Source organism: Aliiglaciecola lipolytica (assembly GCF_018860635.1).
Taxonomy (GTDB): Bacteria; Pseudomonadota; Gammaproteobacteria; order Enterobacterales; family Alteromonadaceae; genus Aliiglaciecola; species Aliiglaciecola lipolytica_A.
The window spans coordinates 16,576-43,478 of sequence record NZ_JAHKPT010000009.1; the positions used below are offsets into that span (position 1 = coordinate 16,576).

Genomic DNA, 26,903 nt, shown 5'->3' on the forward strand with positions numbered 1-26,903 from the left:
GCTTTACCAAGTATATCCCTTGTCGGTTAACCTTTTTTGGGAATCCTCGTGGCCTTGCTTGGCTGCTTTTTTATACCATTCGATAGCCGTCGATAACGAGGTATTTACACCGCGACCAAACTCATAACTAAGACCTAAATCGTATTGTCCCCATTGATTGCCTTGTTCAGCTGCCTTGCGATACCAATAAACAGCATCGGTATTTGATACCGGGACGCCATCCCCTCTTTCGTATTGCAAACCTAAACTAACTTGTGCGCTGGCATTCCCTAGGTCTGCTGCTTTTCGATACCATTTAATCGCCTCAGTATGGGATTGTGTCACGCCTTTACCATCTCGATACAGATTACCTAAGTTATGCAGTGCGGGTGAGTGATCATGCTCCGCTGATTTACGCAACCAATAGAGTGCATTGGAGTAAGATTGCTTCACTCCATCCCCATCTCTGTATAATATTCCAAGGTTATTCTGTCCGTATTTACTGCCTAAATTAGCGGCTTTTGCGTACCATTTTGCAGCTTCAGTTAAAGACTTACTAACGCCATAGCCGTTTTCGTACATATAACCTAAGTTATTCGCAGAATTTGCGTGATCTTGGTCGGCCGAACGTTTATACCAATACACAGATTGCTCGTACGAAACAGGAATATCAGAGTCATTACCAGTACGATAATTGTTACCTAAATCAAATTGCTTCTCAGCATCTGCGGGGTTCAATCCTTCATTTGTCAATTTCCGTAAAGCTGCTTCAGCCAAAGATCGATAAATTCCAGATGGGTATGTGTTTAGATATCCATCATAATCCATCGCTGTATTAGCTTCTTTAGCCTTGTTCCAAGCGGTTTTATCGGCCGATTCGCTTTGACGTTGTTTCGCCACTCTTTCAAATTGGTCAATACGATTTTGAGCAGATGTGCGGTAGCGTCCTTCAGTTTGCACATCAAGATAATGTTGATAGGAGGAACGGGAGTTTAGTTTTACCGCTGCCGACCATGCTTGATCGTCCTCTTCCTTTTTATGCTGTTCGGCTTGTTGTTTTGCTAATATTTCAGCTTGCTGCTGTCTTTGATTATCGAGCTCACGTTGTTTTTGCTTTAAATAACGCTCTTGTTTAGCTAATTCTTGCTGCTTTTCTTCATAGAGTGAATAGCCATAGAAACTGCCACCTGAAACCAGAGCAAGTACAATAATCAAAGCCAACCATTTTAATCCTCCGGAAGATTCCACTTTTTCGTTGGCTGGCCAAACAGGATCTGCTGTTGGAGTCGGCTTAGGGGGAGCGGGTGCAGGCGGCGGAGGTGTTGGCGACGGCGTGGGAATTGGAGTAGCAGACGGTTGTTCCGTTGCTGTTTGCTCAACCCCGTTGGCAAATCGCCAACCGTGTTGCGTCGCTTTAGAGACTACATATTGTTGCGCCTCGACAGGATCAATGGTCAACATAACAGCCTTATCCAAGATCAGTTTCATTTCCGCTTCACTGATCTCACCATCGCTACCTGCAAGCGCAATTAAATCATCTAATTTTGCAAGCAAATTCAAAGGCTGGGCGCTATCGTCTTCGCTGTTATTAGCGCTTTTCAGTAATCGGTCTTTCACTTCTTGCATAGTTTGCGGACGATCATTTGCCCTAAACTGCAGACAATCATCTACAAGTTTGAGCAATGATTGACTAAACTCGCCTTTTTGCAGCTCAATCGCCGGAATTAAAGGATCGGGTTTTCCCATGGCAAACGCTAAAGTTCGACTTTCTGCTTTAGTTCCCTTTTCACCTGTTACAATACGATAAATCAAGGCGCCAAACGCATGGATGTCGATAGTAGGTTTGGCCTCACCACCGCCTTCAATTTGCTCCATAGGCGCATAAAATTCTGTGTATGGGGCTTGCGATTGCGAAGCTAAAGCAAAGTTTTGTTTGGCTGCACCGAAATCGATAAGAACTGGTGAACCGTCACTACGACGGATAAAAATGTTAGCAGGCTTAATATCGCGATGCAGCACACCTTGACTATGGATATAAGCCAGCCCATCAGCCAAGGGCAGCAAAAAATGCATCAATTGTTCTTGCGAATAATGCTGACCTTGGGACTCTAAGCTACTAATAAGTTCATCTAGCGCTAAACCATCTTCAAAGTCCATAACGAGATAAGCTGTACCATTGGACGTAAACAAATCACGGCAACGTACAACATTAGGATGGCGCAGTTTTACCAAAGTACGCCCCTCTTCCATGAAACGTCTTAAGCAATCTCCATATACATCTTGTTTCGAAGTGCCATGGGGCGTCACAGTTTCCCCTTGGCGACTAGCTAGCTCAACAGGCAGAAATTCTTTAATCACAACTTGCTCGTTTAAATGGGCGTGGTGAGCTTTATACACCACACCAAATCCACCTTGACCAAGCACTGATTCAATAACGTAGTGATTAATTTCAGTTCCGATAGGTAGCGCTAGTATATTTTCCATTTCAACACTCTTTTTCTAATTATTATTGCATTCACAACTAATTATTTCTGCCGCGTTACCAAGTTAGATTTCTGTTTTCTAACTCTTTTTGGGCTTTTTCATACCCTTGTTTGGCCGATAATCGATACCATTTTATCGCTTCAGATTCGGATTGAGGGACAGCATCACCATTTTCATACATGATCGCCACATTGTACTGCCCGACTCTGTTATTTTGATCCGCTGCCAATCGATAATATTTTAACGCTTCAGAATAAGATTGGGTTACACCATGGCCTTTGTAATATTGGTAACCATAGCTAACGTATGCAGAAGCTAATTCTTTTTCGACCGCTTTTTTGAACCATTTGTTAGCTTCTTGATGTGACTGAGTTACCCCAATACCATCTCTATACATTGCCCCTAAAATATTTGCCCCATAGGCATTCCCAAGCTCAGCACTTTTACGGAAAAACTTTACTGCTTCAGAATAAGACTGCTCAACACCTTGGCCTAACTTATACAGAAGCCCAGCATTATTCATCGCCCCAGTTTCGCCCTGATCCGCAGCTTTTTTATACCAGTATAATGCTTGTTCGTAAGACTGTTGGCGACCATCTTTACCGTAATCAAAGTTATAACCTAGGATAAATTGTTCATTAGAATCAGTAGGGTTCAATCCTTGCTTGGTTAATTCAGCTAAGGCATCTAATGCTTCTTGTCGATGGATTCGAATGGACCCTTTATCTAAATAACCTTGATAATGTAATGCAGAGTTGCCTTTTTTCGCTATCGCCCAGTCAGCTTCATCGCTTTTGATTCGAGCTTGCTGCTGTTCCTGTATGATTTTCAATTCGGCAATGGCGCTATTTGCGGCATTGCGATATTGACCAAATTGCTGGGTATCAAGATAGACCTGATAAGCCGCTGCGGTGTTGCTTGATTTCGCTTTGGCCCAAGCATTTTCATCTTCTGCCTTAAGCTTTAATGCAAGGCTTTCTTTTTGTTGTTGGTAGGACGCTGCTAATCGATTTCGTTCTTGTTCCTGTTGATAATCCACAATCGCTGGCAGAGCTACTAAAATGCCTACAAATACAAGACTCGCTAGAAGCTTGGCTTTAAAAGAGGATGTTTTTTTAGCTTTATTCTGCTCCTCTTGAAGAGCAACTTTGTTGGTTTTTTCAGGCTTTTTCTTGAACGGAGGCTCCGGCTTATCAGCGCTGCTTGTTGACGGTCTGCTGTCCTTCTCAGGAGCATTAGTCGTGCTATCGTCTATTTTCCAATGATTTGCTGCGGCTTTGGTTAATATATAACCTTTAGCTGCTTCGGCATCAATATTCAGTGTTTTAGCTTTACTCAGAATTAATCGCATTGCACTTTCCGAGATAATGCCATCACTACCGGCCATATCGATTAAATCATTGAGTAAATGAAACGGCTGAGGAGCAGGATCCGAGATAACCTCAATAAATGGCTCAGCAATAAGCTGTAACCTTTGTTTTACCTCAGCCATTGTCTGAGGCCGATCTTCGGCCTTAAACTTTAAACAATCATCAATCAGGGTTAGAAAAGATTCAGAATAATCCGCTTTGGCCAAACTCGCGGCTGGGGCAAGAGGATCATCTTTGCCTATCACCATGGCCAGCGCACGACTCTCGGCCTTAACCCCAACAGTGCCGGTTACGATACGATACATAAGTGCACCAAACGCATAAATATCAATGGTTGCTTTGGCTTCTCCACCACCTTCAATTTGTTCCATTGGCGCATAAAACTCAGTATAAGGAGCCTGTGATTGAGATGCTAAAGCGAAATTCTGTTTTGCCGCGCCAAAGTCAATAAGTACAGGTAAACCTGTGCTGCGACGAATGAAAATATTAGCGGGCTTAATATCACGATGTAATACTCCTTGGCTGTGGATGTATGCTAATCCATCAGCTAGAGGTATTAAAAAATGCATCAACTGTTGTTCGGAATAATGCTGTCCTTGGGACTCTAGGCTACTAATAAGTTCATCTAAGGCTAAACCATCTTCGAAATCCATCACCAAGTAAGCCGTACCGTTGGCGGTGAAAAGATCTCTACAACGGACAACATTTTTATGCTTAAGTCGAACTAAGGTGGCGCCTTCTCGCATAAAACGATTTAAGCAATCAGCATACAGGTCATATTTAGAAGAACTATGGGGAGACACAGTTTGACCTTGACGACTCGCTAACTCGACCGGTAAAAACTCTTTAATTACCGCTTCATCATCTAGGTGAGCATGATGCGTTTTGTACACCACACCAAAACCGCCTTGGCCTAAAACAGATTCAATAATGTAATGATTTAGCTTTGTACCTTGCGGCAATGCTAATATATTTTCATCCACTATGTTTCCCCCCTAATGCCTTAACTTATCGATAATTTAAAAAATGACTAGAGCCTAATTTTGCCGTCATCCTGCTCAACACCCACTGCAATTTTGAAATCAGCTAAATACAACACTGCACCATTTACAAGTTCTTGCTCTGAAAACTTTTCCAGCTGTTCAGCCTGGTTGTTGTTTTTCAAAAATGATCCGTAAGAAGAATCTAAATCTTGAAAACACCATGTATCATTTTTAAAGGTAAATTTGCCATGAGTCCCTGAAACCGAGTCATGGGGAATAACCAGCTGACAAGCAGTATCTCGGCCAATTGTAACTCCCTCATCTGACATTTTTTCACTGTGAATTTGAAACCGACCTTTGTCGGTTTGCAAGGTTAAAGTGGACGAGATATTCGCAGTTTGTTTAGCGTTTTTGGCCGCCGATTGTTTGCTATCAGTAATATGACACGGCAAATCAGCAAGCAGAATTTCATCACCTATATTTAGCCGTACCGCTTGATGTTTAGTCACTTTTTCAGCGTTTACGAAGGTCCCGTAAGTTGAGCCTAAATCCTCTACATACAAGAACTTGTCGTGCAAAAACAAACGTATATGAAAACTAGAAACAGAAGGATACTGAATAGAAATAGTTGCCGAATCAGAACGGCCAACGGTGATTCCTTTGCCACACAAGGCTGCATTCGACAACGAGTAATATTTGTCATCAACCAATAAAAACCCATAATTACCGGTTAGCTCAGCATTCAATTTGCCAGCTTTTCCAGACTGACCTTTATCGCCGTTAGTGTCTAAATTTAGATTATAGGGAGCGAATTCCGAATTGTCCGCTTTACCTGGGCGAGATTTTTTGAGCATAAAAAACAAAACAACGAACAATAAAAATAAGCAAAGGACAGTTAACAACAGCACTTGGTTACTTATTTCGGCAGTAGACTCTGGCTTTGTATCCGGTTTTGGAATTGCATCGGGTTTAGGATCTGGCTTAGGGTCAGGTTTAGGATCTGGCTTGGGAGCAGGTTTAGGATCTGGTTTAGGCGGTGGCTCGTTTTTAGTCCAACGACCTTTTACACCAATGGCGTCAAATGCCATGTGCACTGCTGTTCTTTCTTCACTGTATTTGCCAAAAATAATTTCAGCCGATTTAGCAAAGGCATAACGAGCATCTTGAAAATCCGAGGTTTGCGTTAAGATTTTTGTGGCACCATACTGCCAAATTAACAACGCTTTTTTCATCCCGATTTTAGGAACGTTGTCGCCCCCCAAACGCCGATGAACTCCCCCTTCGGCGAGCAAATAAAAAGCATGGTTAATAATAGATGAATTAATATGAACGCCACCGTAATCCTTGCTGCCAGTGTAGCGTTCACTGAAATGATCAGGCATATCTTGAATTCGGGTTGGGTAGCTGAAATCACGTATTACTTGGTTACCTAGCCTTAACTTCCAATCAGAAGAGGCTGGTGAGTTTAACCGCTTGTTCTGCCAACTGACGAAACCTACGCCAATAGCGTCACCAATAGCTTCGTTTAATGCGCCCGACTCTTGCTGATAAATCAGCCCTGCCCCATAAGCCACAATACCGTGGGTGAGTTCGTGCATGATAACTTCAGGATTTTGTAATAAGGGAGCATGTATCTGCATTAAACCAAGTGAGTCACTCAGTTCAGTCCAAAATGCGTTAGTGGTATTGTTACCAGCACAACTCAGACTTTCTTCATAAAATTTATTACCAACAAAAGCCAAAACTTGCACATTGTCATGTCTATCGATGCCAGAATGGCCAAACAGAGTTGTTAAATAGGAATTAGCATCATCTAGCATAGCGGCTAATTTTCGCTCACTGGTAGAACTTGCCATAGACTGGGATTCAGCTGGCGGATAAGCCTGAATGTAGCCACTATCAGCCATTATCAATAGTTCAACTATGGTCGTTGGGCGGTCATAACCAACCACAGCGCACATTTCATCGACATCAATCAAACCATAACTAAAATCAAGGCGATTGGGGATTTCTTTAAGTACAGAACCGTTACTAGAAATAACCAAAGTATATAAATAGTCCAATTGATTTTTTTTGAATTTGCCACGCACTACGGCTGCTGCGAGCAGTTCTTTGGCAACTTTGAAATATACAGGTTCAACCTCAGGTTGGTCTTGGTATTCAATTTTTAACTCAGCTAAAGTGGCCGTTACCGTTTGTTGTAAACTCGCCATACTTGGCGCAGCGGGTGCAGGCAAATCAGTCGTCATTAAGTGAGCACTAACAGGTTGCCCTTGTGACAAAACCAATACTGACTGATGGGTAAATACATCAATATTATTTAGTTTCTGTTGAATCCGATAGATGCTGTAGCCGTTATCTTCTTGGGTACTTTGCAGTATTTGTATTTGCGCAGCATCAGACATCCCTAAAAGCGCTTTATTCTCACTCACCCAGCCATTCAGATCTTGCTCTGACTGAATAGGCGTATCAACAGGCTCAAATGAGGTTTCTAGACGAGGGGCTTGCAGCGCTGTGGCACTTCCCCTCCCAGTTTCTTCAAACTGCTGAGCCGCAATATTAGTGAAGCTAATGAAAACAGCGATTAAGGCAAAGTATTTCACCACTTATGATCCTTAACGACTAACATGTTTAGGTACTAGGCGCAGTGATTCACAGCTAGCATCAAGCAAAAATAAATCAAACGTTTGCCCAGTCTCTTGCAGGATAATGTCGGTTAACCAAAAATAGCCTGAACTGGCAGGGTCAATATAAAGTACGGCGTCAGATTTACCTTTTTCAATTGTTTTTGCTTGTTGACTTTGAGCACTTTGATATTGCTTAAAACAGGTTGCAAAATCATGGCTTGGAGAGTCTGGCACTTGTGATAAATTACTGACTTTGCCAGAAATCACCTCAATCCCTGAACTGGTTTTTTGGTAACGCAATAAAGCGCCATACACTGGTGTATCTTTGACCTTTAATTGAACTGTGATAATTTCAGTATATTGATCTTTCATCATATCCGTTTTGCTTAATTTACTGCCCTTTGACAAACTACCATCTTGGGTTAAACGATCTTCAAGTTTAGCAATGGGATCTTCACCAGCAGCAATGTCTAATTCTAAACTTGGCGCTGAATCTAAATTGGCGTTCAAATCTGCAGGCCCAGATACATTGCCTTGCTCATCAGAACTAGCCACTACCGCTACATCAACATTTTTCACATAATTTTTTACAGCCGAAGATGGTGGTGATTGCTCCATCGAATCAACACTTTTGTCAACCTCACTCACCGACTCTTCAACAGCTTGTTTCGCATCATCAATGGAGTCAGTTACCTCATTGGCGACCTGTGAACCAACTTGATCAAGGGATTTTTCAACATCCTCAAGCACTTGTTCAGCTTGGTTTTCAATTTCCTCTGTTTCTAAGTCGCTCGCAATCTTAGCATCACTATCAGTGCCTACTTCCTTGAGCATATCTTCATGCACTTGCGCATCATTAGGCGAAGGCTCAAACTCATCTTCGGTTAATATTTGCGGCTCATCGGTGCAACATGGTTCGATGGAGGTACGGTAGGTAAAGTAAAGCAACACTAACAACATTAAGGCCACAAGCGCCAAAGCGATCACTTTCCAATTAACGACTGTCTTTATCTCGTTTTCACTAGGCGTGACTGTCTTATTCGTCACTGACGTCGGTGCGGTGTTGGAAACTGAAGTTTGTTGTTGTATCTGTGCCGCTGTCGCTGCCTCAACCTTGTTTTCAGATGTCAGCACAGCGGTGCTTTTATCCAATTCACACAATACAACGGTGGTATTATCTTGACTAGGCTTAACTTGCAATGTGTCATCCATGCGGTTAGCGAATATGTAATCTCTATTGTCATTTTTGACTAACTCTAAGATTTCATCATTGTCGAAGATTTCCCAGAAACCGTCAGTACACAATACAAAGTACTCACCGTCATTTAGCTGCCAGTGAGTGATTTCACAATGGGCACTGTCACTACCATCAAGACAGTTCAAAAGTTGGGTTTGGCTTGGGTGTGTGGCTAATTCATCTTCGCGTATTTCACCCATCAAGAACTTTGCATAAGCAAGGGAATGATCTTTGGTTTGTTTTACTTTGCCATTTTGATCAAATTGGTAAATTCGCGAATCACCAGCATGGGCAGTGACTAATTCTCCATTGAATTGCAATAATGCTGTTAGCGTAGCAGCGGTTGAAATACCTTGCTCACAGGTTTGTTTAATCGCTGCATTACACTGCTCTGCAAAAGCATTTAGAAAATCTTCAGCATGCATAAAATTATCGCGAGTTTGCCAGAACTCGCCACTTTTATTAGCGATAATTTCAGCTGCCAACTCGCCTTGCTTAGTGCCTCCCACGCCGTCCGCTACAACGATGAATATATCGTTATTCTGGTCACTCAAATGATAAGCATATCGGTCTTGATTGTAATCTCTGCCCGCTTGTTCAGATTTTTCAAAAATAATACGGTTATTAGACATTTATAATTCCCTTCCACGCGCTCTTATAATGGCAACGCTGCTTTAAATTCACTGATATCCTGATACCGGTGTTCAGGTTGCAGTTGAGTGGCATAAAATAATGCATTAGCAACAGTATCGCCGCAGCTATGAGACACCTGTTCCAACAACATTAAAATAGGGTCGCTACCATCGCTGTTTGATTGCGTATATCGGTCAAACGCTTTAATCGGCCGTTGCCCTGTTAAAAGTTCAATTATCATCACCCCTAAAGCGTGGATATCAGTCCAAGGACCTATAGGGAAAACATTATATTCTTGTTCCAATGCAGCATACGACTGAGTATTTTGGGCTTGTTGACTCACGTAGCCACCCGCTACTTTTACCGCCCCAAAATCGATTAAAATAGGATGCAGCACTGCACCTGAACGTAGAAACACGTTACTGGCTTTAACGTCTCTGTGTACTAAGTTTTGTTGGTGTAAATAATCCAGCCCTGCTAATACGCCAGGTAATACTGCACTAATTTGTTGCCACGAAAACGGCTGGTTATGAATTTCAACTTGTTGCACATAACTTTCCCATAAGGTATTACCGATCTCTTGATGCATAACCATATAGGCAGTACCCGCTTCGTAAAAACAATCGTATACATAAACAATGTTATCGTGATCTAAGGTGAGTAAAGTTTCACATTCATTTTTGAACTGCTGCAATGCTGTTTCATAAACTTGGGTCAAATCCGCCATGAAGGGTTTGACCATGCCGTCAACACGGTGAGCAATTTGATTCGGCAAATACTCTTTAATAACCACTCGATATTCAAGGGAAGCATGTTGGGCAAGATAAACAACACCGAAGCCGCCGCTACCCAGCACCTTTTCAATAACATATCGATGTATTCGATCGCCGGGTTGAAGTTCTCGTTCCACAATACTGTTCTTAACTTACTTGGGCATGAGCGCAATTAACAACGCTGCGGTTAACGACCCGTTGGAAATATCTAAATAATTACCCAAGCCAGCTTTTGCCAATCCTTGATAAAATTCTTTTTCGTGTTTTTCATCGCCAGAGTAACGCACAGATACGCTGTATTTTTCATTGGCGAAGCGTTGAACTTTGGTCATTAATGGTCGAGCTTCACCAGAGTGCGCTTCATCATCAGTAATGATAAAAATCACTCTACGTTGCGCCTCTGATCGCCATTTGGTGTCCAGCGCAGCTTCAAATCCTGCGTAAACCGATTCACCATTATCACCAGGGTTGAATCCTCTACCAATACCCAAGTTAAGATTGACTTGTTCTAAATAAGATTTTAAAACGGCGATATCTTTGGTGAGGGTAAGAGGGAATTCAGACACAGGCCGATCAAAGTTTTTATCTCCAAAGGCAACGATGCGCATGGCCGCTGAGTCAGATAACATTTCGATAATCCGTGCAATATTGCCAATTTCAGCACGTAAACCATTGATTTCTTGCCCCATACTGCCAGTCACATCTAATACCACCACTAAATCAAGGGTTTGCATTTTTTGGAACCCCGATGGCGTGGGTTTAGGCACTGGAACTGGATCAGGTTTTGGCACACTAGGCGGTGGACACACCTTCATTTCTGGACACGTTTGCGGCGCAGGTGCGGGAATTTTCGATACATTGCCAAAAAAAGGAAGTGAAATGACAGCGAGTAAAATAAACGCGCCCATTCCTGAAGCAAACAAATCTAAAGCTGACATGCTAAAGATATTGATTTCCCTACTTTTGAGCTTCATCTGTCGATTTCCCTTTTGATTACATCACCGGCAATGACTAACATTGCCGGTTAGGCAAATTTAAAGCACTGTGACTTTAAACGATATAGTGCTTAAGCGAAGAACCATGTCATTGCTCAATTCCATCGGTTGACCTGGGATAAGCTGGACTTCATTTAACCAACTGCCGTTTTGACTTCCCATATCTTCCACATAGATTTTATTTTCGTGCAATCGAATCATTAGATGCTTTCTGGAAATCTCGCTCTCTCCCAAAACATAATCTACTTGAGCACTTTCACGACCTATGATTTGACCTTCACTTTGCGCTAATGCTTTACCATTTATTTTAATTCTTACGGTGTCACCTTTGGTAGTCGAACCATCTAATAAGATATCGTTGAAGGACTTCTCCATTGCTGCGATTTTACCCGCTAGATTATCTTTTTCCTGAGCAAGGCCACTGGCTTCTTTAACTTTATTTTGAAGTTCGTCTGTTTGCGCTTGCATCGCTTCTTTTCGCTTACGCATAAGAATGACGAACAGCAACAACATAACCAATAGCAAAACGCCACCACCTAATAAAATGTAGGTTTTTTGCTGTTCAGACTTAGCCTGCTTTTGCGCTTCTAATTCGGCGGCTTGCTCTGCTTTGGCCTTAGCTTCTTCGAGCGCTAAACGTTCCTCTTCCGCTTTTTTGATAGCGTCTTCGGTTTTCTTTTGTTTTTCTAAATTTTCTGCAGCAATTTTAGCGGCTTCATCTTTCGCTTCTTGCAACAACCTGTCAGCTTCTTCTTTGGCTTCTTGCGCTTTCTTTTGAGCTTCTTCTAATTTGGTTTTCGCAGCCAAATCTGCATCTTCTTTGGCCTTTTTAGCAAGTTCAGCGAGTTTGCTTGCCTCTTCAGCGTCTTTTGCGGCTTGTTCTGCTTTGGCTTTTGCTTGCTCTACATCCGAAAGACAGACTTCATCAGCAACGCTAAAGGTAATATTATTTTCACTTAGAAAAGACTTTAGTGTTTGTGTAGATAATGCATAAGCGATGTTTTCTGGCGCTTTCATACCCGCAAAAATGGCCGTTTCAAAAACACTTACACCTACCAATTGTTTACAGTTATTCAGTAAAGGCGCTGCCCACTGTCCTTCTTGGTAGAGCGCAGTGTGAACATAAATATCGCCTTCGGAGAGATCTTTTACAGGCTCTAATCGCTGAACGATGGAAGGGGTTTCTTCAGAGTCGGTTTTTAAGATCAATTGTTCACCGACAGTTTGTGCCTCTTTTGCTAACAAAACAGGGTCACCAGTTACATTGCTTGCGGACAAAACCGCAAGGCGCTTGTCTTCGTCTTGGACTATCACTGTAGCCAGTATTTTAGCTGCTGGTGTCACTGAGTTATCGACAATAAAAAGTGATTTAGCACCATCTATCACCTCTGCATCAGTGACAAACTGGTTATCATTCACTTTAGTCGCTATCGCCGTTTGGGTTTTACCGTTTTTACGCTCAATTTGAACTTGATAAGCGTACGTTTCCGCCGTGGCGGAAAATATCGTCGAACTAAAAACCAGTGCCAGTAGTGCTATCAATCTAGGTGACAAAAACATGCCGATTTCCTTACGTCTATTATTCTGTTAATTCTTCCGAGTCAGTTTCCTGAGAAACTTTTAATACCATTACCGTTGCATTATCTTGATAATCTTGATCAAGACTATCCACATATCCCACAATATGTTCCGCCAATATTTGCGGATCAGATTGATTAAATCGATGACACATAGTGGCAATATCCTGTTCAGGAATACTCTCTATCCCATCACTGGCTAAAAGCACAATGTCGCCGACTTGCAGTTCAATGCTATTGATGTCCACCATGTCGACGTCATAACCCATCACCGCAGAAGTTAATTGATTGCGCTGGGGATGAACGGCAACGTCTTCGGCGGTCATCACGCCTTCTTCAACCAACTGCATTAATTCAGATTTTTTTGAATGGTCTTGATTTATGCGTTGCAGGGAATTGCCTCGACACAGCCATAAAGGGCTATCTCCAACACTCAGATAATCCAAATGTTCGCCTGTAAATGCCGCCGCGATTAGCGTCCCGCCCATGCCGTTGCATTCAGGATTTTCGATGATATATTCAGCTAAATGTTGATTTGTGGCGTTTAAACTTAGTTGCAAACGCGCGTCCATGTGCTCTTCTTCACTACTGCAAAAAGCGTCATTAAAGGCTCGTAAAATTTCCTGACTGGCAACTTCACCATGAACCGCACCGCCCATACCATCAGATAAAACAGTTAATGCAAACCCGTTGGGCCAAACCAATTTGGTAACACCATCTTGCTGATAGTCTCGCTTTCCGACGGTTTGAGCCCATCCTACGGAGATTTGTAGCATCATTATTCCCAATTAAAATTTTGGTCGCAAAACGCTACAAACCTTAAGGTCGTGGCGCCGACTTTTAATAGGCTTCCTGTCTGCAATACAGTCTGGCCTGCGACAATTTGTCCATTCACTCGATTCAAGCTCGAGCCATTACCGGGAGCCACTATAAACTCGCGATTTTCATCGTCATATATAACTAATAACTGCTGTTTAGAAGTAATAGAAGTGTCACCAAAGTTTAACGTAATGCGCTCAGTGGGTGAGCGAGATATGGCACTTTGGCCTGGGCCTACGACCACACTTTTACCTTTACCTGGACCATCAACCACTACCAACCAGCCGCATACAAAAGATTCAGCACTGGCCTGCGAAGCATTGCCACCGACACTTGCCCCTGCGCTGGCTCCCCCAAAGTTAATTGAGGTTTTAGGTTCCTCTACCACAGGTCTAGAAGCCGCTTGTTGTCCGCCTGGCGGAATAGCGTTTTCCGGCGAATTTCCAGCGGCGTTATCTTCCCCTGGCATATTAGGTGGTCGTGTAGGCGGTTCAGGTGGAACCGCCACTCCGCCTGGACGCATCGCAGGACCAGAGGATTTCATATGATTAAATAAATCGACATTGGGCGGTTGTGTCGCCCCTTCTTTTGGCTTACTGGCTTGGCCACCAAACTGACCTTGCGGCGGTTTAGTGCCGCCATCAGGTCCCGATTGGGTTGGTTTATTATCATTTTTAACAAAGCTTGATTCGATTTCGATTGGTTTCCCATCTGGACCACGTCTAAAGCTCATGGTTTTCACTCCTTAATTTTAATCTGCCGCGATTAAGCGGTTTACTAATCTGTCTAAACAATACTGGCCAACCAGATTTAACGCTTTTTCTTCTCGTCCTTGGGCCAGATGCATAAAAAATACTAACGCCGCAGACATAATTAGCGCTAATAATGTTGTATTGAAAGCTACGCCAAGCTTAATAGTGATGACGGCAACCCACCCTTTGATCGCATCAGAATCGGATAATGGTGGCATATCACCCGCACTGGACAATGCCATTGCGATACCTATCACGGTGCCAATAAAGCCTAATGTAGGAATAAGCCAAACTAAGTAACGCACCATGGTGTACTTTAAATCGACTTCGTGTTGCATTAACTCCAAAGAGGAATTCATAAGATTGTTAGCTTGTTCAGTGCTGCGGGAAAGTTGAAACTGTAAAATAATTCGTTTAATTAAGCGTTGCAGGTAAAAACGACTGCCAAGGTTATCAGCTTTAATAGCTTGATATATTGGACCTAAGTCTTTGGGTCGATAAAGAGCATCTTCATCATCACTGATTAAACCGCGGTTTATTTGATTTATTTCTTGGGTTGCCCTTTGCCAGCGTACCCAAATCTCGCCAGCACAAACAAAGAAAAACACCCACATTACATTCTGAATAGTAAAGGGATAAGAAGGACCACTGCGGTCAAAAAGAATATCAGCTAAGCGCATTTCTGTGCTGATTTCCGGCTGCTTATCGGTCAGTACAAAGCCGATAATAATGATTACTAAAGCAATGAAAGACATTGCCAGTAACACAACCAGACGATAGTAAGATTCTTCTTTCTCCAAACTGGTCATATACCACGGCTCCTGCTCTTAATTTGATATGCGATCATGATTTCCATTATGCGAAGTTTCGTCTCACCAACCACGATATAATCGTTGGCGCTTAACGTCACTGCGTCAAATTGAAGCCATTGACTCCCTTCCCAATAAAATGATCCATATGATGAGCCACAATCTCTGACTTCAATAAAGTCTAGACTATTGATTCTTAGTTGTAAGTGGTTACGAGAAACACTGGGATCATTAATATGAACGTCATTTGTTTGCGCGCAACGACCCACACTTATGACAGTGTCACTAGTAAACATACGAAAAATGCTGCATTTTTAAGCAATGAATATTGGGTTCCGAATTTAATACTAGCGGTAGTTGAAAAGTCGAACAAGCTTTAATTTTAAGGAAAACAACATTTAGTGATAGAAAGATGATTTAACTTATTTTCCTTATAAGACAAAGATATAAGAATTTAAGACAGCATAATATGAGGTTGGGAAAGAATTTTACGCTTAACATTAAGAGGTTAATTTGCGAGTTCAAGCAAACTAATTCTGGGCATAATTTAGATTAACCAGATGCCGATGAATTAGTCTGCCGTTCTGCCTTCCCACGAAATCCAGATAGAAAGGTAGCGATAATCACACTGACCAAGGAAATGTAAAAAGCAGTCGATAAAGTGTTCATTAAGGCAGGTGTTTGCTCAGCAACAATTTTATTATCCCCGAGATAATAGTGAACTAACAAATTAACCGAACTCATTCCCAAAAGGTTACCTATTGTTCGAGCAAGATTCAAAGATGCGGAGGCAACGCCTAACTCTCTATCTTGCACAGCGCCCATAATGGCATTGTTGTTGGGTGAGGAAAACAAACCGAAACCAATGCCAATTAATAATAAAGAACCTCCAATATAAGTTGTCCCCGTAGCCGTTGTCATTTGTGAAAGCACCAAAAAACCACAAGCGACTATTGCACATCCTATAGTCGCTAAAAATCGAGGTTGGATTTTGTCGGACAGTCGACCAGACATTGGCGCTAATATAGCCATTGCGAATGCTTGTAATAACAATATTTGACCGGCTTCTGCTGGACCGTAGCCTTGCACGACTTGTAAATACAGGCTCAGCAAAAACGCCAATGGAAAATTACTGCCGTACATCAATAATGACGTCGTCAGCGACATTGAGAAAACCCTGCTCTCTCGAAACATTTGAACGCGAATTAACGGTGTATGGTGTCGACTCTGGTGATAAACAAAAAAGATCATAGTGATGACCGACAAAATCAACAATAAAAAGCCATACAGTTTTGGAACAGAGCTAAAGCCGAAAACTAAAGAAGCTGAAGACACCGCAAAAATGAAACTTCCGCGCCAATCAAATGAAGCGACTTCGTCATTTTTCCACTCTCCTTTCAAGCCCCACTTAATTAACAACAACAAAAACAGGATTAACGGAACTTGAAATAAAAATACAGCCCGCCAACTCCAAATCTCGGTAAGCAAGCCGCCAATAGCTGGTGCTAGGGTTAGGCCAATATAAACACAGGCAGCGGCCAAACCAAGGGCCGCTCCGCGTTTATGAGAAGGGGTAACAGAGGTGAGAATCGCGACCCCAGTGCCAAAAATCATCGCCGAAGCAGCACCTTGAGCAAAGCGCCAAAATAACACCCATTCAATTTGTTGCCCCAGGGCGCACATTAGCGAAGTAAAGGCATTCAATGCTAAGCCAATGGTATAAATTCGCTTCCTACCGTAATTATCTGCCAACTTGCCAAACGGCAGCATAAAAACCACGCTGCTGAGTAGGAATAGGGTTGGCAACCAACTCACCATCTTAGCGTTTGCGTGCAAATCGGCGGCTAAATTGGGGATAGCGACATTCACAGATGCCATTCCTAATGGACCAATAAAAGAACCGAGACATACAACAATAAGGGCGACAGTGGTTACCGGAAGCTTTTTCAAAAAAGTAAAATACCTGCTAATAAAAATTGTAAAAAGATCATACTGATCAACCGTGAGTTGTACAGTGATTCTAAGATCCAATTGATATAATGCCTTAGTTTACAATATAGCCACGGCAATCTTCAGCATCTATTTAATTTCAATGTTAAAGAATTGCTCTGTGCACTATTTATCTAAACAACCAATATACGATGTCTAACGACATTCCCAGCCTGAGAATAAATGACGATAACAAGTTATCGGTTGTTGGCGCGGCCTTCTAATTGCAATATCATTGTCTGCAATACTTTTACAATTCGCTTTCGAATTACCGACCAGATGTAGAGATAAATTTCTTATGGACTATAACCATGAACATAAAGCAGACCGAATTGGTTGGATTAGGGCCGTTGTTTTAGGCGCAAATGATGGCATAGTCTCCACCGCAAGTTTGATCGTCGGCATAGCAGCTTCGCAAGTTGCACCAGAGCATTTGTTTATTGTCGGCTTGGCAGCGCTAGTGGCGGGGGCAATGTCTATGGCTGCAGGCGAATTTGTATCTGTGAGTTCACAAACGGATATTGAACATGCAGAAATTTCATTAGAGCAAAAACACATTGATAGAAACTGGGCAGCTGAAGAACAAGAATTGGCTAACATCTATATAGAACGTGGTTTAGAAGATGATTTGGCTATGCAAGTTGCCAAGCAACTCATGGCTAAAGACGCCATTGGAAGTCATGTTAGGGATGAGCTAGGGATTACCGAACAGTCTCAAGGTAACCCTTTTCAAGCCGCTTTGTTCTCGGCATTGTCTTTTACTGCCGGAGCGCTTTTACCACTAGTGACAGTGCTACTGGTGAGTGGTCCTTTGTTAATCCCTTCGATAGTGATTGTGTCGTTATTGTCTTTGGTATTGTTAGGCAGTTTGTCAGCTAATATTGGTGGAGCTTCCATATTAAAAGGTTCACTACGGGTATTAATCTGGGGTTCGTTAGCCATGGCTGTGTCTATTGGTGTTGGTTACGTCTTCCAAGTATCAGGATAATAACTATCAAACGAAACCGAGATAGTACTTGAGTAAAAAAACCATAAAACGCTATTGATTTGAAAATACGCGTGGCTAATTAAAACATATACAGCATGTTTAAATCGCAAAAGGTATTAAATGAAACAAGTCATATTAGTGGTATTTATTTGTGTGTTGATAAACGCCTGTTCAAATAATAGTTGGCGTACTGCAAGCAGAGAGTCTGCTGGAATTGCTCCGAACCCACAGCTCAATAAGAATGCCGTAATAGAAGTTTACGCAGCAGACGCATATAGCTGGAGAGGCTGGTTTGCGGTACATACTTGGATTGCCATTAAACCAGAAAATGCAGCAGATTATACGGTTTATGAAGTGGTGGGATGGCGTGTCAAAAGTGGGCTTCCTGCATTGCGAGAATACCAAACGCCTACCCCAGATCGATTTTGGTATGGAGCAAAACCGGAAAAGTTACTGTCAATTCAAGGTGAAAAGGCCAGTGCCTTGATCCCCCAAGTTTCTGCTGCTGTTAGCCGCTATCCTTGGGCAAATGAATACACGGTTTTTCCAGGTCCAAATAGTAACACCTTTCCTGCATGGGTTGCTTTGCAAGTACCTGAATTGGAACTGACCATGCCATTTAACGCCATTGGCAGTGGGTATGCTGATTAATCAACTAAATGGAAGGATTGTATTATACCTGTTCGCTGAGCATACTGGGTTGCATATATAGTTGAACAATTTCTAACAATGCCTGTCGAGAAAAGGGTTTTCCAAGATGGGCGGTAAAACCAATTTCTTTATAATAAGCCACTTCTTCAGCAAACACATTAGCAGTTAAAGCAATAACTGGTAAATCAACCCACTTTTCATTTTGACGCAAAATTTTGAGCGCGCTACAGCCGTCTAAAACCGGCATCTGCACATCCATTAAAACTAAATCAAAATCTTCTTCAAGCAATATGTCTAGTGATTCTTGACCGTTGTTTGCTACTGTCACCTGAGCCTCACTTTGCTCTAGAATACTTTTAGCAACTTCTTGATTAATCGCATTGTCTTCCACCAATAAAATACGTTTGTTGGCGAGGTTTTGTTTGAAGTTAGGTCTAGCAATATTGACCCGTCGTTCTTTCGCTAAAGGCAATTGCAACATAAAACTGAATTCGGTCCCCTTAGCTATCTCACTTCTTACGATTATGCTAGAGCCCATGGCTTCAACTAATTGTTTAACAATGGAAAGCCCTAGTCCTGTACCACCGTATTTCCTTGTGATGCTCTCATCCACTTGTGTAAACTTATTAAACAACTTGGGAATAGACTTGGTTTCAATTCCAACACCAGTATCAGTTACTAATATTTTCACTTTAGCTTGATCGTCACTGGTTACTATCTTGACTAACACATCAACTTTACCAATATGTGTAAACTTCACAGCATTAGAACTCAGGTTCATTAATATCTGCATGACACGAGTAGGATCGCCCATAAGGGTAACATTCTGTTTGCCTAATATTTGTGTATTAAACTTGATATTTTTTGATGTTGCCTGACTCGAAAATAAGTTCTCGACTTGCAATAGAATGTCTTCAAAACAAAAGTGATGATTTTCTAATTTAAAGTGGCCAGCTTCAATTTTAGATAAATCAAGTACGTCATTAACGATTTGTAACAACAGTTTTGCAGAAAAATTTGCACGGGATAAATATTCCGTTTGTTGTTTGTTCAAATCCGTATGTAAACACAAATCCAACAACCCTAAAACACCATTGATTGGGGTGCGAATTTCGTGTGACATATTAGCTAAAAATTGCGACTTAGTTTTGCTTGCCTTCTCAGCGATTTCCCTGGCCCGTTCAGCTTTAAGCTCTAAATTTTTACTTTCCGTAATATCATGGTAGGAAGTGAGTACCCCAATTAGGTCTTGTTTTTTAGACTGAAGCGCTAAATGAGTCACTTCTTTAAACTTGAATTTATTACCTCTACTGACTTCTTTTTCTTGGTACTGGATACTTTTTTCATTACCATAGATAATTCGTCTATCTAAATTTACGAGCTTTTTGGCTTGTTTTTCATCTGCGATATCAAAGTCTGTTTTTCCTTTCAATTGATTAATATGTTCAATCTTTGAGTCTTCCAAAAACGCTTGATTTGCTCCTAGATATCTTAGTTGTTTATCCTTCCATGATATGCCGTAAGGTAGGTGATTTATGACGGTTTGAAAGATAGCCTCTGAACGTTCAATTTTACTACTTTGAGAATCAATAGTGATCTGCTTATCTAGCAGCAAAGACTGTAAATAATGTAAAAAGTGTTGGATCAAAAACAACGTAATACTAATAATAAATGCATAAGTCAGTAATGATGTAACCCACGCAGAAACACTTAAACCGTAAACGCTTTGTTCTACACTAAACTCAAAAGCGTTTAGCCAAACCAGTTCCATATAATAAAATAACACCAAGCCGCCAGAAATTGCGATTGCGACAGCGGCTCCCATACTTAACATCAAACTACTAAAAATAGCGGCGGCAAAAATAAGATATATGCCGTTGCCTGACAAACCAAATGTATGGATCCCTACCACCCCCATAATAAAAAACAGGGACGTAATCAAACCAGCTTTAATAGTGTTTGAGAAGCGATGACGAAACAGATAAAAAGCCACTAACACACAGGTGCTGACAATATGAACCCACATAGCGGGGAGAAAACCAATTGTGGGAATGCGAGATAAGGAACCGGCCAAGGCAACGCCAGCGAAACCAATAGTAGCCACCAACACAGTATTTGTTAGTTTCTCGCGAATGTGTTCAAGCGAATTTTCTTGAGATTCTAAAGGCATGTAGATTCGTTAGTTTTTATAATAATGGGATAAAACCGTGTTGAATCGAATAAATCATTAAAACCCTGTCTGCAACTAAAGTGTATTAGACTTTTGTATAATAGCAAATAAGTCACTCCCTATCAGAAGTTCTTAATTGCTTGGAGGTAGGGATGTATAGCGCGGCGCAGTTAGAAGGGGGAACCTCACTCATACAACGAGGTCATAATTTATTATGAAGTTCCCTTCCCTGTCTTAACTCAAGATATTTATACATTCACCAGACACAAAGCGTACCCAACACTATAAGCAACCAATAAATGTACGATATATTTACTGTAGCTGACGAACGTTAGCTCTTTTACTCGACTCATGGCTACTATCCCTGCGGCGGAACCAATCACCAACATTGATCCTCCCACACCTACGGCATAAGTAAGCGATAACCATTGAATATTGGTTAATTCAGGCTGGGCTTTAAGTAAGGCTGCGGTCAAGGGCACGTTATCTAAAAAGGCTGATAAAATTCCAACCAAATAATTCGAATAATCAGGGTCCAACATAAAGTAGATATTTGTCATCCAGACTAACACGCCAATTTCTTTGAGCGACCCGACTATCAATAATATTCCTAGAAAGAACATTAAAGTATCAAACTGAATTTTGCGCACGTAGTCCAATAAATGAATTTCGTACTTAAATTTATTCACCATACCACCGATCATAAACATCACCGATAAGCCTAATAAAAAGGTCAAAACAGGGGGTATCGCAAACAGTAAATTAAATAGCATGGTGCAACATATAGTGCCAAAAAATAATCCGGCAATAACAAAGTCTAGCGACTTAAATTTTTCACTGCCGATAGTTGCTTCAACTCGGCGGTTTTTACCAAAACTCATCAGTAATGCAAGCACAACCACACCTGATATAGCAGGTAAAATCAAACCTAATAGTTCGACAATAGATACGTGTTTTTCACTGAATATCATCAGAGTTGTGACATCTCCGGTAATCAGTACCACTCCACCAGAATTCACCGCAAATATAATTAACACACAGAGTTTTACTTTTTCTGGCACTTCCAACTTAAACGCCAGAATAATGCTAATCGACACTAAGGTAGCGGTGATGTTGTCGCACAGCATGGATAAAACCAATGCAAAAAGTGCCACTAATAAGGTCAGCTTTCTTAATGACAATTCACCTGGCAATAGTCGATTAACCATAGCACCAATCAGGCCCCTGGCATTTAAATACGCAACAAAGGTCATGGTAGCCATTAAAAACAGCCACAATTTTGCTATCTCTAATAAATTCTCATTTAATGCACTTTCTATTTCAGCTTGGCCTGAACCATGGCCTCGAATGAACAACAAGCACCACACTAAACATCCTAAAAACAGGGTGGTTTTTGCTTTATTGATGTGAGTAATTTCTTCAAAAACGATGGTCAGTAAAGCCAAAATAGCCAAACCGATAATGGTGATTTCAAACATATCGAACATGATGTGCGTTCCAGAATACTAAAAGTAGAAAATGGATCCCGTTGCAGGACACAAATTTGAGGTCAGAATTATAGCCTAAAAAACGTTATTCCTGCCATATAAAGGTGCAACTGGTTTTTATTTTTTTGTGAAATTTTCAGCAATCAAGTCAACAAGAAAGATGATTTTGCTGTTTGAGAGCTGGCGGTAATCAAAATACGGGCACACAATTAAGCGTCTGTGCAGATCAATTGCAAATTCTGGATTAATCCATTCAAGGGTGTTGGGTAGGCTCAACGATTTAGCGTAAGTCCGACCCATTACAATGTGTAACTTATTGGTTTGTTGAAATTTGGGAGGTGAAAACCAGAGTGCGGTTTTGCTGCGGGACTGCAACAGTTCCTGATCACGATATTGCTGCCAGCTAGCATAAGCATCATTGAATTCAAAACATTTATTCGGTAAAGCGTATAGCAACTTAGCATACACGTTAAACACCTTGCGCCAACCGTTACCACAGGCTTGACCCAGGGCATAAATCTCGCCTTTTTTAAGGGGATAAACTGCTCGCTGATTATGTTCAAAACCAAAGGTTGGGCGATTCTGAATGTACACGTTAACATCCGCGTTTTCATCACCCAACCCGTTAATTTCGTTAAAATCTTTGTTTGTCATGAGACCTAATAGTGAAGCTAATAATCCAAGTAGATAGGGATGATTCTACTTCAATAATATAAAAGATAAATTAATTTCACCCGCTAACGATAATGATTCGTAATAGCATTTGCATCTTTTCACGAACAATGGGATACTTAAACAATCTTGTAGTAGGAGAATTATCTTTGCGAAATCTGGTTAAAGAGCAAGTGACCCACGTTCATCATTGGAACGACAGTTTATTTACGTTTAAAACAACCCGTCAGAAATCCTTAACCTTTGAAAACGGACAATTCATCATGATTGGCTTAGAGGTAGAAGGTAAACCCTTGATGCGCGCATATAGTATTGCCAGTGCAAATTATGAAGATGAGTTAGAGTTTTTCAGTATTAAAGTACCTGACGGTGCACTGACATCTAAACTGCAAATGATACAAACTGGTGACGAAGTAATGTTAAGTACAAGACCCACAGGCACCTTAGTCAGTGGTTATTTGATGCCTGGCAAACACCTTTATTTGCTCTGTACAGGCACAGGATTAGCGCCTTTTATGAGTATTATTCGAGATCCAGACATTTACGAACAATTTGATAAAATCATTTTGGTCCATGGTGTGCGCGAAGTTTCCGAGTTGGCCTATCAAACTGAAATTGAATATGACTTACCTAACAACCCGTATTTTGGTGATTTAGTGAAGCAAAAGTTACTTTACTACCCTACTGTTACCCGCGAAAAGTACCAATACAACAGTTTGAAAACTGAAGATGGGCTCAAACCACATCAGGGCAGAATTACCGATTTATTAGCGACCAATGAACTCACCCAAAACCTAAATATGCCTAACGTCAACCCAGACAATGATCGATTCATGATGTGCGGTAATGATGCTATGTTGCAGGACTTAATGCAGATGTTAAATCAACAAGGTTTTACAAAAGCCACGTCCCGCAAGCAAGGTCATTATGTTATTGAGCAAGCGTTTATTGAAAAATAAGCCTTGTTATTTTTACTTTCATGGGATCGCAAGACAATACAAGTAACCACCAGCACTAGACTTTTCTTGTCGTGCTGGCTTTTTACTATGATTCATTTTTGGTAAGTTTCATAGGATCAAGTAATTCGCTTAATTTGGCTCTTGGAATATCGGTATTTTCCGCTGCTACATCAATGATCGGCCGTTTTTCTTTGTATGCTTGCTTCGCTATTTCAGCGGCTTTTGAGTAGCCGATAATAGGGTTTAAAGCTGTGACTAAAATCGGGTTTTTGTGTAATGGCTTTTCTAGGTTCTCGTGATTCACTTCGAAATCACGAATCGCATTATCGGCCAGAGACATTGCCGCATTGGATAATAACTCTATGCTAGACAACAGATTTAGCGCAATCATAGGCAACATTACATTCAATTCAAAATTCCCTGATTGACCTCCAACCGTTATTGCTGCGTCATTGCCTATTACCTGTGCAGATACCATGGCAACAGCTTCAGGTATAACCGGATTGACTTTACCTGGCATAATTGAAGAGCCAGGTTGCAATGCAGGTAACGCAATCTCGCCAAGCCCAGCTAAAGGTCCGGAGTTCATCCAGCGTAAATCGTTAGCAATTTTCATAAAAGTAACGGCTATAGATTTGCTTAAACCCGACAAACTCACGGCGGTATCTTGAGCAGCTATACCAGCAAAAAAATTGTCTGTTTTAACAAAGGAAATTCCCGTATCTTGGCTTAAAATTTTCGAAAATTCGTCGGCGAAACCGGAATGGGAATTGATTCCAGTACCAACCGCAGTGCCACCTAGCACAAGGGATTGAATAGCATTTTGTAGACTATTTAAATGGCTAATTTGTTGCCTAATCTGCGCTGACCAAGCAGACATGCTCTGGTCCATTCGAATTGGCATCGCATCCATCAAATGGGTACGGCCTGTTTTACAATAACCGCTTAATGTTGCCGACTTTTCATCTATGCTTTTAGCTAAATGAATTAAAGAAGGTTTTAACTTTTTGTGAATCGCCAAAGAAGCGCTGACATGGATACAAGTAGGGATCACATCATTGCTGCTTTGACCAAAGTTAACGTGATCATTGGGATGAATCCGCAGGTCAGATTGCTTCGACGCTAGGTTGGCAATAACTTCATTGGCATTCATGTTAGTGCTGGTGCCTGATCCAGTTTGATACACATCAACAGGAAAATGCAGCATAAGATTGTTGTCTTTTAATAAGGTAGCGCATGCTTGCTTAATTGCATCCGCAGTCTCCTGCTCGATACCTTTAAGATTCGCGTTTGCAGTTGCTGCAGCTGATTTTATTTGGATAAGTGAGCGGATAAATGCTTCAGGCATAGGAGTGTGACTTATCTTAAAGTTATTAACCGCTCTTTGAGTTTGCGCGCCGTACAGGGCATTTTGAGGAACTTCAAGCTCGCCCATGCTATCTTTTTCGATTCGAAACTTAGTCATCTTAATCCCCTACTTCTATAAAAAATACGTTCCTAACAAAGACAGTTCATACTTGAAGTGTCGCGTTTGCGCTTTTTGTTGTTCATTATGATCATATCGCTCCACTTTATTCAGTGGTTGATAAATATTATCTAAACACAAATAACGCCATTGAAAACTTATATTAGTATCACAAATTGTATCTAATAAGGTGCGAAGAACCCGATTTAAAATAGCTCTCTTTATTGTATCATTTTGTTCATCTTCTAAACGCTGGTTGGCCATATCTAAATATTGATAAAGTGCATGAGGGTTATTCGGTTGTAAACCATGGCGAATGGTTAACTCAAGCGATCCGAATGCTAATGTTTGATTCACAGAGCCCCCTAAACAATGAAATTTCAATGTAACAACCCAAATGATAATAATTCCCATTATCATTATGCTATGAGTACTTGTCAACCTTGTTAAACGGTATGGTCAATTCAACCTGCAAAAGGATGTTTTGATACATGAGCGAATTAATCAGTAAATTAGAAAACTAAAAAAGCCCAAATGCTATTGATAATGATTTTCATTTGATATATTGTAGCTCTGCCTGGAATCGTTAAGTTTCACTGGTCCTGGCTTAACGCTACCACACGGGTAGGCATTTTCTCCAAGGTGCCTACCCACCTCCCTATAGCTCGTGAGCGCTATGAACTGCGCGGTCAGAACAGTTGAAACAGTTTGTTAGCGTCCAAATCGAATTAGCTGAATATTCCGAGAAAATCACGCCATTGTTTTACACGTTTATTTTTGAAAATAGATGGCCAAGCAAATATATCAATAAACGATGTAGAAGGTTTTAGAAGGCAATGCATGGAATCGGCTTAGTCAGAGGTGTAAATTGTGAGCAACCAAGCCTGTAGATTAAGCAATGTGTTCAGAGCATGAAGTTACAAAGCGCTCAGCCTTTTAATAATAAGTAGATAGACACACCTTTAACAATACATGCGACGATTGCGCTCGATTTCACGTAGGTATTGATGTTTTTCGAATATCAATGGTGCTAATCCAGAGTAGTTCCAGTATCCCCCTTTGTCGGCTTTATTTTTATCATCTCGATAGGGATTCACCCAGCGATGCCAGATAACATATTCCTGACCAACGTCCTGCTGACAAAAAATATCAACGGTTAAGAACCAGCACATAGGTTCTCCACATGTACAGACATAAGGCACCGCACTATCGGCGGAATCTAAATGATTGATTCCCAGCCCCGGTTGATAAGTACCAGCAATGCGCCCAGCAAAAGGTTTTTCAAAGTCAGTGATGGTTTCTAAATAAGAGTTACCATCAACAAGTAGATCAAAACTCGGGCTTCCGTAATCATTACCGAAATAAGCCAAACCAAAGGTATTTACTATTGCCATCGTTCTACACTGCTGAAAAGAGTAAACCGATTAAATACGCATTTAGAAACGAGGTCAAATCGCAGTCGACATAACCTTTTTAATCCATAC

The 26,903-nt window shown here is 41.3% G+C and carries 21 protein-coding genes; 3 read left to right on the forward strand and 18 right to left on the reverse strand.

Annotated elements, in window-relative coordinates; all coding sequences use genetic code 11:
- Window positions 1-3: 3 nt before the first annotated feature.
- The 12 genes from KO530_RS03835 to KO530_RS03890 all read right to left on the reverse strand — a co-directional run bounded on the left by KO530_RS03835 (window position 4) and on the right by KO530_RS03890 (window position 16,988).
- The gene (locus KO530_RS03835) at window positions 4-2,463 is read right to left on the reverse strand and encodes a serine/threonine-protein kinase (protein ID WP_216047078.1); all 2,460 of its coding nucleotides are present in this window, start codon (window positions 2,461-2,463) and stop codon (window positions 4-6) included.
- Window positions 2,464-2,518: 55 nt separating this feature from the next.
- Window positions 2,519-4,816, reverse strand: a complete 2,298-nt coding sequence (locus KO530_RS03840; protein ID WP_216047079.1) for a protein kinase domain-containing protein — start codon at window positions 4,814-4,816, stop codon at window positions 2,519-2,521.
- A 47-nt stretch (window positions 4,817-4,863) separates the two neighbouring features.
- The gene (locus tag KO530_RS22195; RefSeq protein WP_216047080.1) at window positions 4,864-7,419 is read right to left on the reverse strand and encodes a M4 family metallopeptidase; all 2,556 of its coding nucleotides are present in this window, start codon (window positions 7,417-7,419) and stop codon (window positions 4,864-4,866) included.
- Window positions 7,420-7,431: 12 nt separating this feature from the next.
- Window positions 7,432-9,312 (reverse strand): PP2C family protein-serine/threonine phosphatase, encoded by a 1,881-nt coding sequence (locus KO530_RS03850; RefSeq protein ID WP_216047081.1) that lies wholly within the window; start codon window positions 9,310-9,312, stop codon window positions 7,432-7,434.
- 23 nt (window positions 9,313-9,335) lie between these two features.
- Complete coding sequence (locus tag KO530_RS03855; RefSeq protein ID WP_216047082.1) at window positions 9,336-10,223, reverse strand: serine/threonine protein kinase; 888 nt, start codon at window positions 10,221-10,223, stop codon at window positions 9,336-9,338.
- A gap of 15 nt (window positions 10,224-10,238) precedes the next feature.
- Complete coding sequence (locus KO530_RS03860; protein WP_216047083.1) at window positions 10,239-11,060, reverse strand: vWA domain-containing protein; 822 nt, start codon at window positions 11,058-11,060, stop codon at window positions 10,239-10,241.
- A gap of 60 nt (window positions 11,061-11,120) precedes the next feature.
- Window positions 11,121-12,641: an FHA domain-containing protein gene (locus tag KO530_RS03865; RefSeq protein WP_216047084.1), complete on the reverse strand. Its 1,521-nt coding sequence runs from the start codon at window positions 12,639-12,641 to the stop codon at window positions 11,121-11,123.
- Window positions 12,642-12,660: 19 nt separating this feature from the next.
- Window positions 12,661-13,434: a PP2C family protein-serine/threonine phosphatase gene (locus KO530_RS03870; protein ID WP_216047085.1), complete on the reverse strand. Its 774-nt coding sequence runs from the start codon at window positions 13,432-13,434 to the stop codon at window positions 12,661-12,663.
- Window positions 13,435-13,436: 2 nt separating this feature from the next.
- Window positions 13,437-14,210: an FHA domain-containing protein gene (locus tag KO530_RS03875; protein WP_216047086.1), complete on the reverse strand. Its 774-nt coding sequence runs from the start codon at window positions 14,208-14,210 to the stop codon at window positions 13,437-13,439.
- An 18-nt stretch (window positions 14,211-14,228) separates the two neighbouring features.
- Window positions 14,229-15,038 (reverse strand): MotA/TolQ/ExbB proton channel family protein, encoded by an 810-nt coding sequence (locus tag KO530_RS03880; protein ID WP_216047087.1) that lies wholly within the window; start codon window positions 15,036-15,038, stop codon window positions 14,229-14,231.
- Entirely contained in the window at window positions 15,035-15,334 is a 300-nt protein-coding gene (locus tag KO530_RS03885) for an FHA domain-containing protein (protein WP_216047088.1), read from the reverse strand. The genes KO530_RS03880 and KO530_RS03885 overlap by 4 nt, the downstream gene beginning before the upstream one ends.
- 256 nt (window positions 15,335-15,590) lie before the next feature.
- Window positions 15,591-16,988, reverse strand: a complete 1,398-nt coding sequence (locus KO530_RS03890) for an MFS transporter (RefSeq protein ID WP_216047089.1) — start codon at window positions 16,986-16,988, stop codon at window positions 15,591-15,593.
- A 337-nt stretch (window positions 16,989-17,325) separates the two neighbouring features.
- Here KO530_RS03890 and KO530_RS03895 point away from each other — a divergent pair, with 337 nt between their 5' ends.
- Together KO530_RS03895 and KO530_RS03900 are read left to right on the forward strand one after the other, a co-directional pair.
- Window positions 17,326-18,015 carry a VIT1/CCC1 transporter family protein gene (locus KO530_RS03895; protein WP_216047090.1) on the forward strand — a complete coding sequence of 230 codons (690 nt, stop codon included), beginning with the start codon at window positions 17,326-17,328 and terminating at the stop codon, window positions 18,013-18,015.
- 120 nt (window positions 18,016-18,135) lie between these two features.
- Window positions 18,136-18,666 (forward strand): DUF3750 domain-containing protein, encoded by a 531-nt coding sequence (locus KO530_RS03900; protein ID WP_216047091.1) that lies wholly within the window; start codon window positions 18,136-18,138, stop codon window positions 18,664-18,666.
- A 22-nt stretch (window positions 18,667-18,688) separates the two neighbouring features.
- Here KO530_RS03900 and KO530_RS03905 read toward each other — a convergent pair whose 3' ends face one another.
- The 3 genes from KO530_RS03905 to KO530_RS03915 form a co-directional block, all read right to left on the reverse strand.
- A complete protein-coding gene (locus KO530_RS03905; protein WP_216047092.1) occupies window positions 18,689-20,836 on the reverse strand; it encodes an ATP-binding protein in 2,148 nt (715 codons plus the stop codon).
- Window positions 20,837-21,084: 248 nt separating this feature from the next.
- Window positions 21,085-22,314, reverse strand: coding sequence for a sodium:proton antiporter NhaD (gene nhaD, locus KO530_RS03910; RefSeq protein ID WP_216047250.1), 1,230 nt, complete (start codon window positions 22,312-22,314; stop codon window positions 21,085-21,087).
- 126 nt (window positions 22,315-22,440) lie between these two features.
- On the reverse strand, window positions 22,441-22,977 hold the full coding sequence (locus tag KO530_RS03915; RefSeq protein ID WP_216047093.1) for a DUF6942 family protein: 537 nt from the start codon (window positions 22,975-22,977) through the stop codon (window positions 22,441-22,443).
- A gap of 167 nt (window positions 22,978-23,144) precedes the next feature.
- Between KO530_RS03915 and KO530_RS03920 the strand changes: the two genes are divergently transcribed.
- Entirely contained in the window at window positions 23,145-23,954 is an 810-nt protein-coding gene (locus KO530_RS03920) for a ferredoxin--NADP reductase (protein ID WP_216047094.1), read from the forward strand.
- An 85-nt stretch (window positions 23,955-24,039) separates the two neighbouring features.
- Here KO530_RS03920 and KO530_RS03925 read toward each other — a convergent pair whose 3' ends face one another.
- The 3 genes from KO530_RS03925 to KO530_RS03935 all read right to left on the reverse strand — a co-directional run bounded on the left by KO530_RS03925 (window position 24,040) and on the right by KO530_RS03935 (window position 26,813).
- Window positions 24,040-25,419, reverse strand: coding sequence for a class II fumarate hydratase (locus tag KO530_RS03925; RefSeq protein ID WP_216047095.1), 1,380 nt, complete (start codon window positions 25,417-25,419; stop codon window positions 24,040-24,042).
- A 15-nt stretch (window positions 25,420-25,434) separates the two neighbouring features.
- Window positions 25,435-25,776: a hypothetical protein gene (locus KO530_RS03930; protein WP_216047096.1), complete on the reverse strand. Its 342-nt coding sequence runs from the start codon at window positions 25,774-25,776 to the stop codon at window positions 25,435-25,437.
- Between the two features lie 605 nt (window positions 25,777-26,381).
- Window positions 26,382-26,813, reverse strand: a complete 432-nt coding sequence (locus tag KO530_RS03935) for a hypothetical protein (protein ID WP_216047097.1) — start codon at window positions 26,811-26,813, stop codon at window positions 26,382-26,384.
- Window positions 26,814-26,903 lie beyond the last annotated feature (90 nt).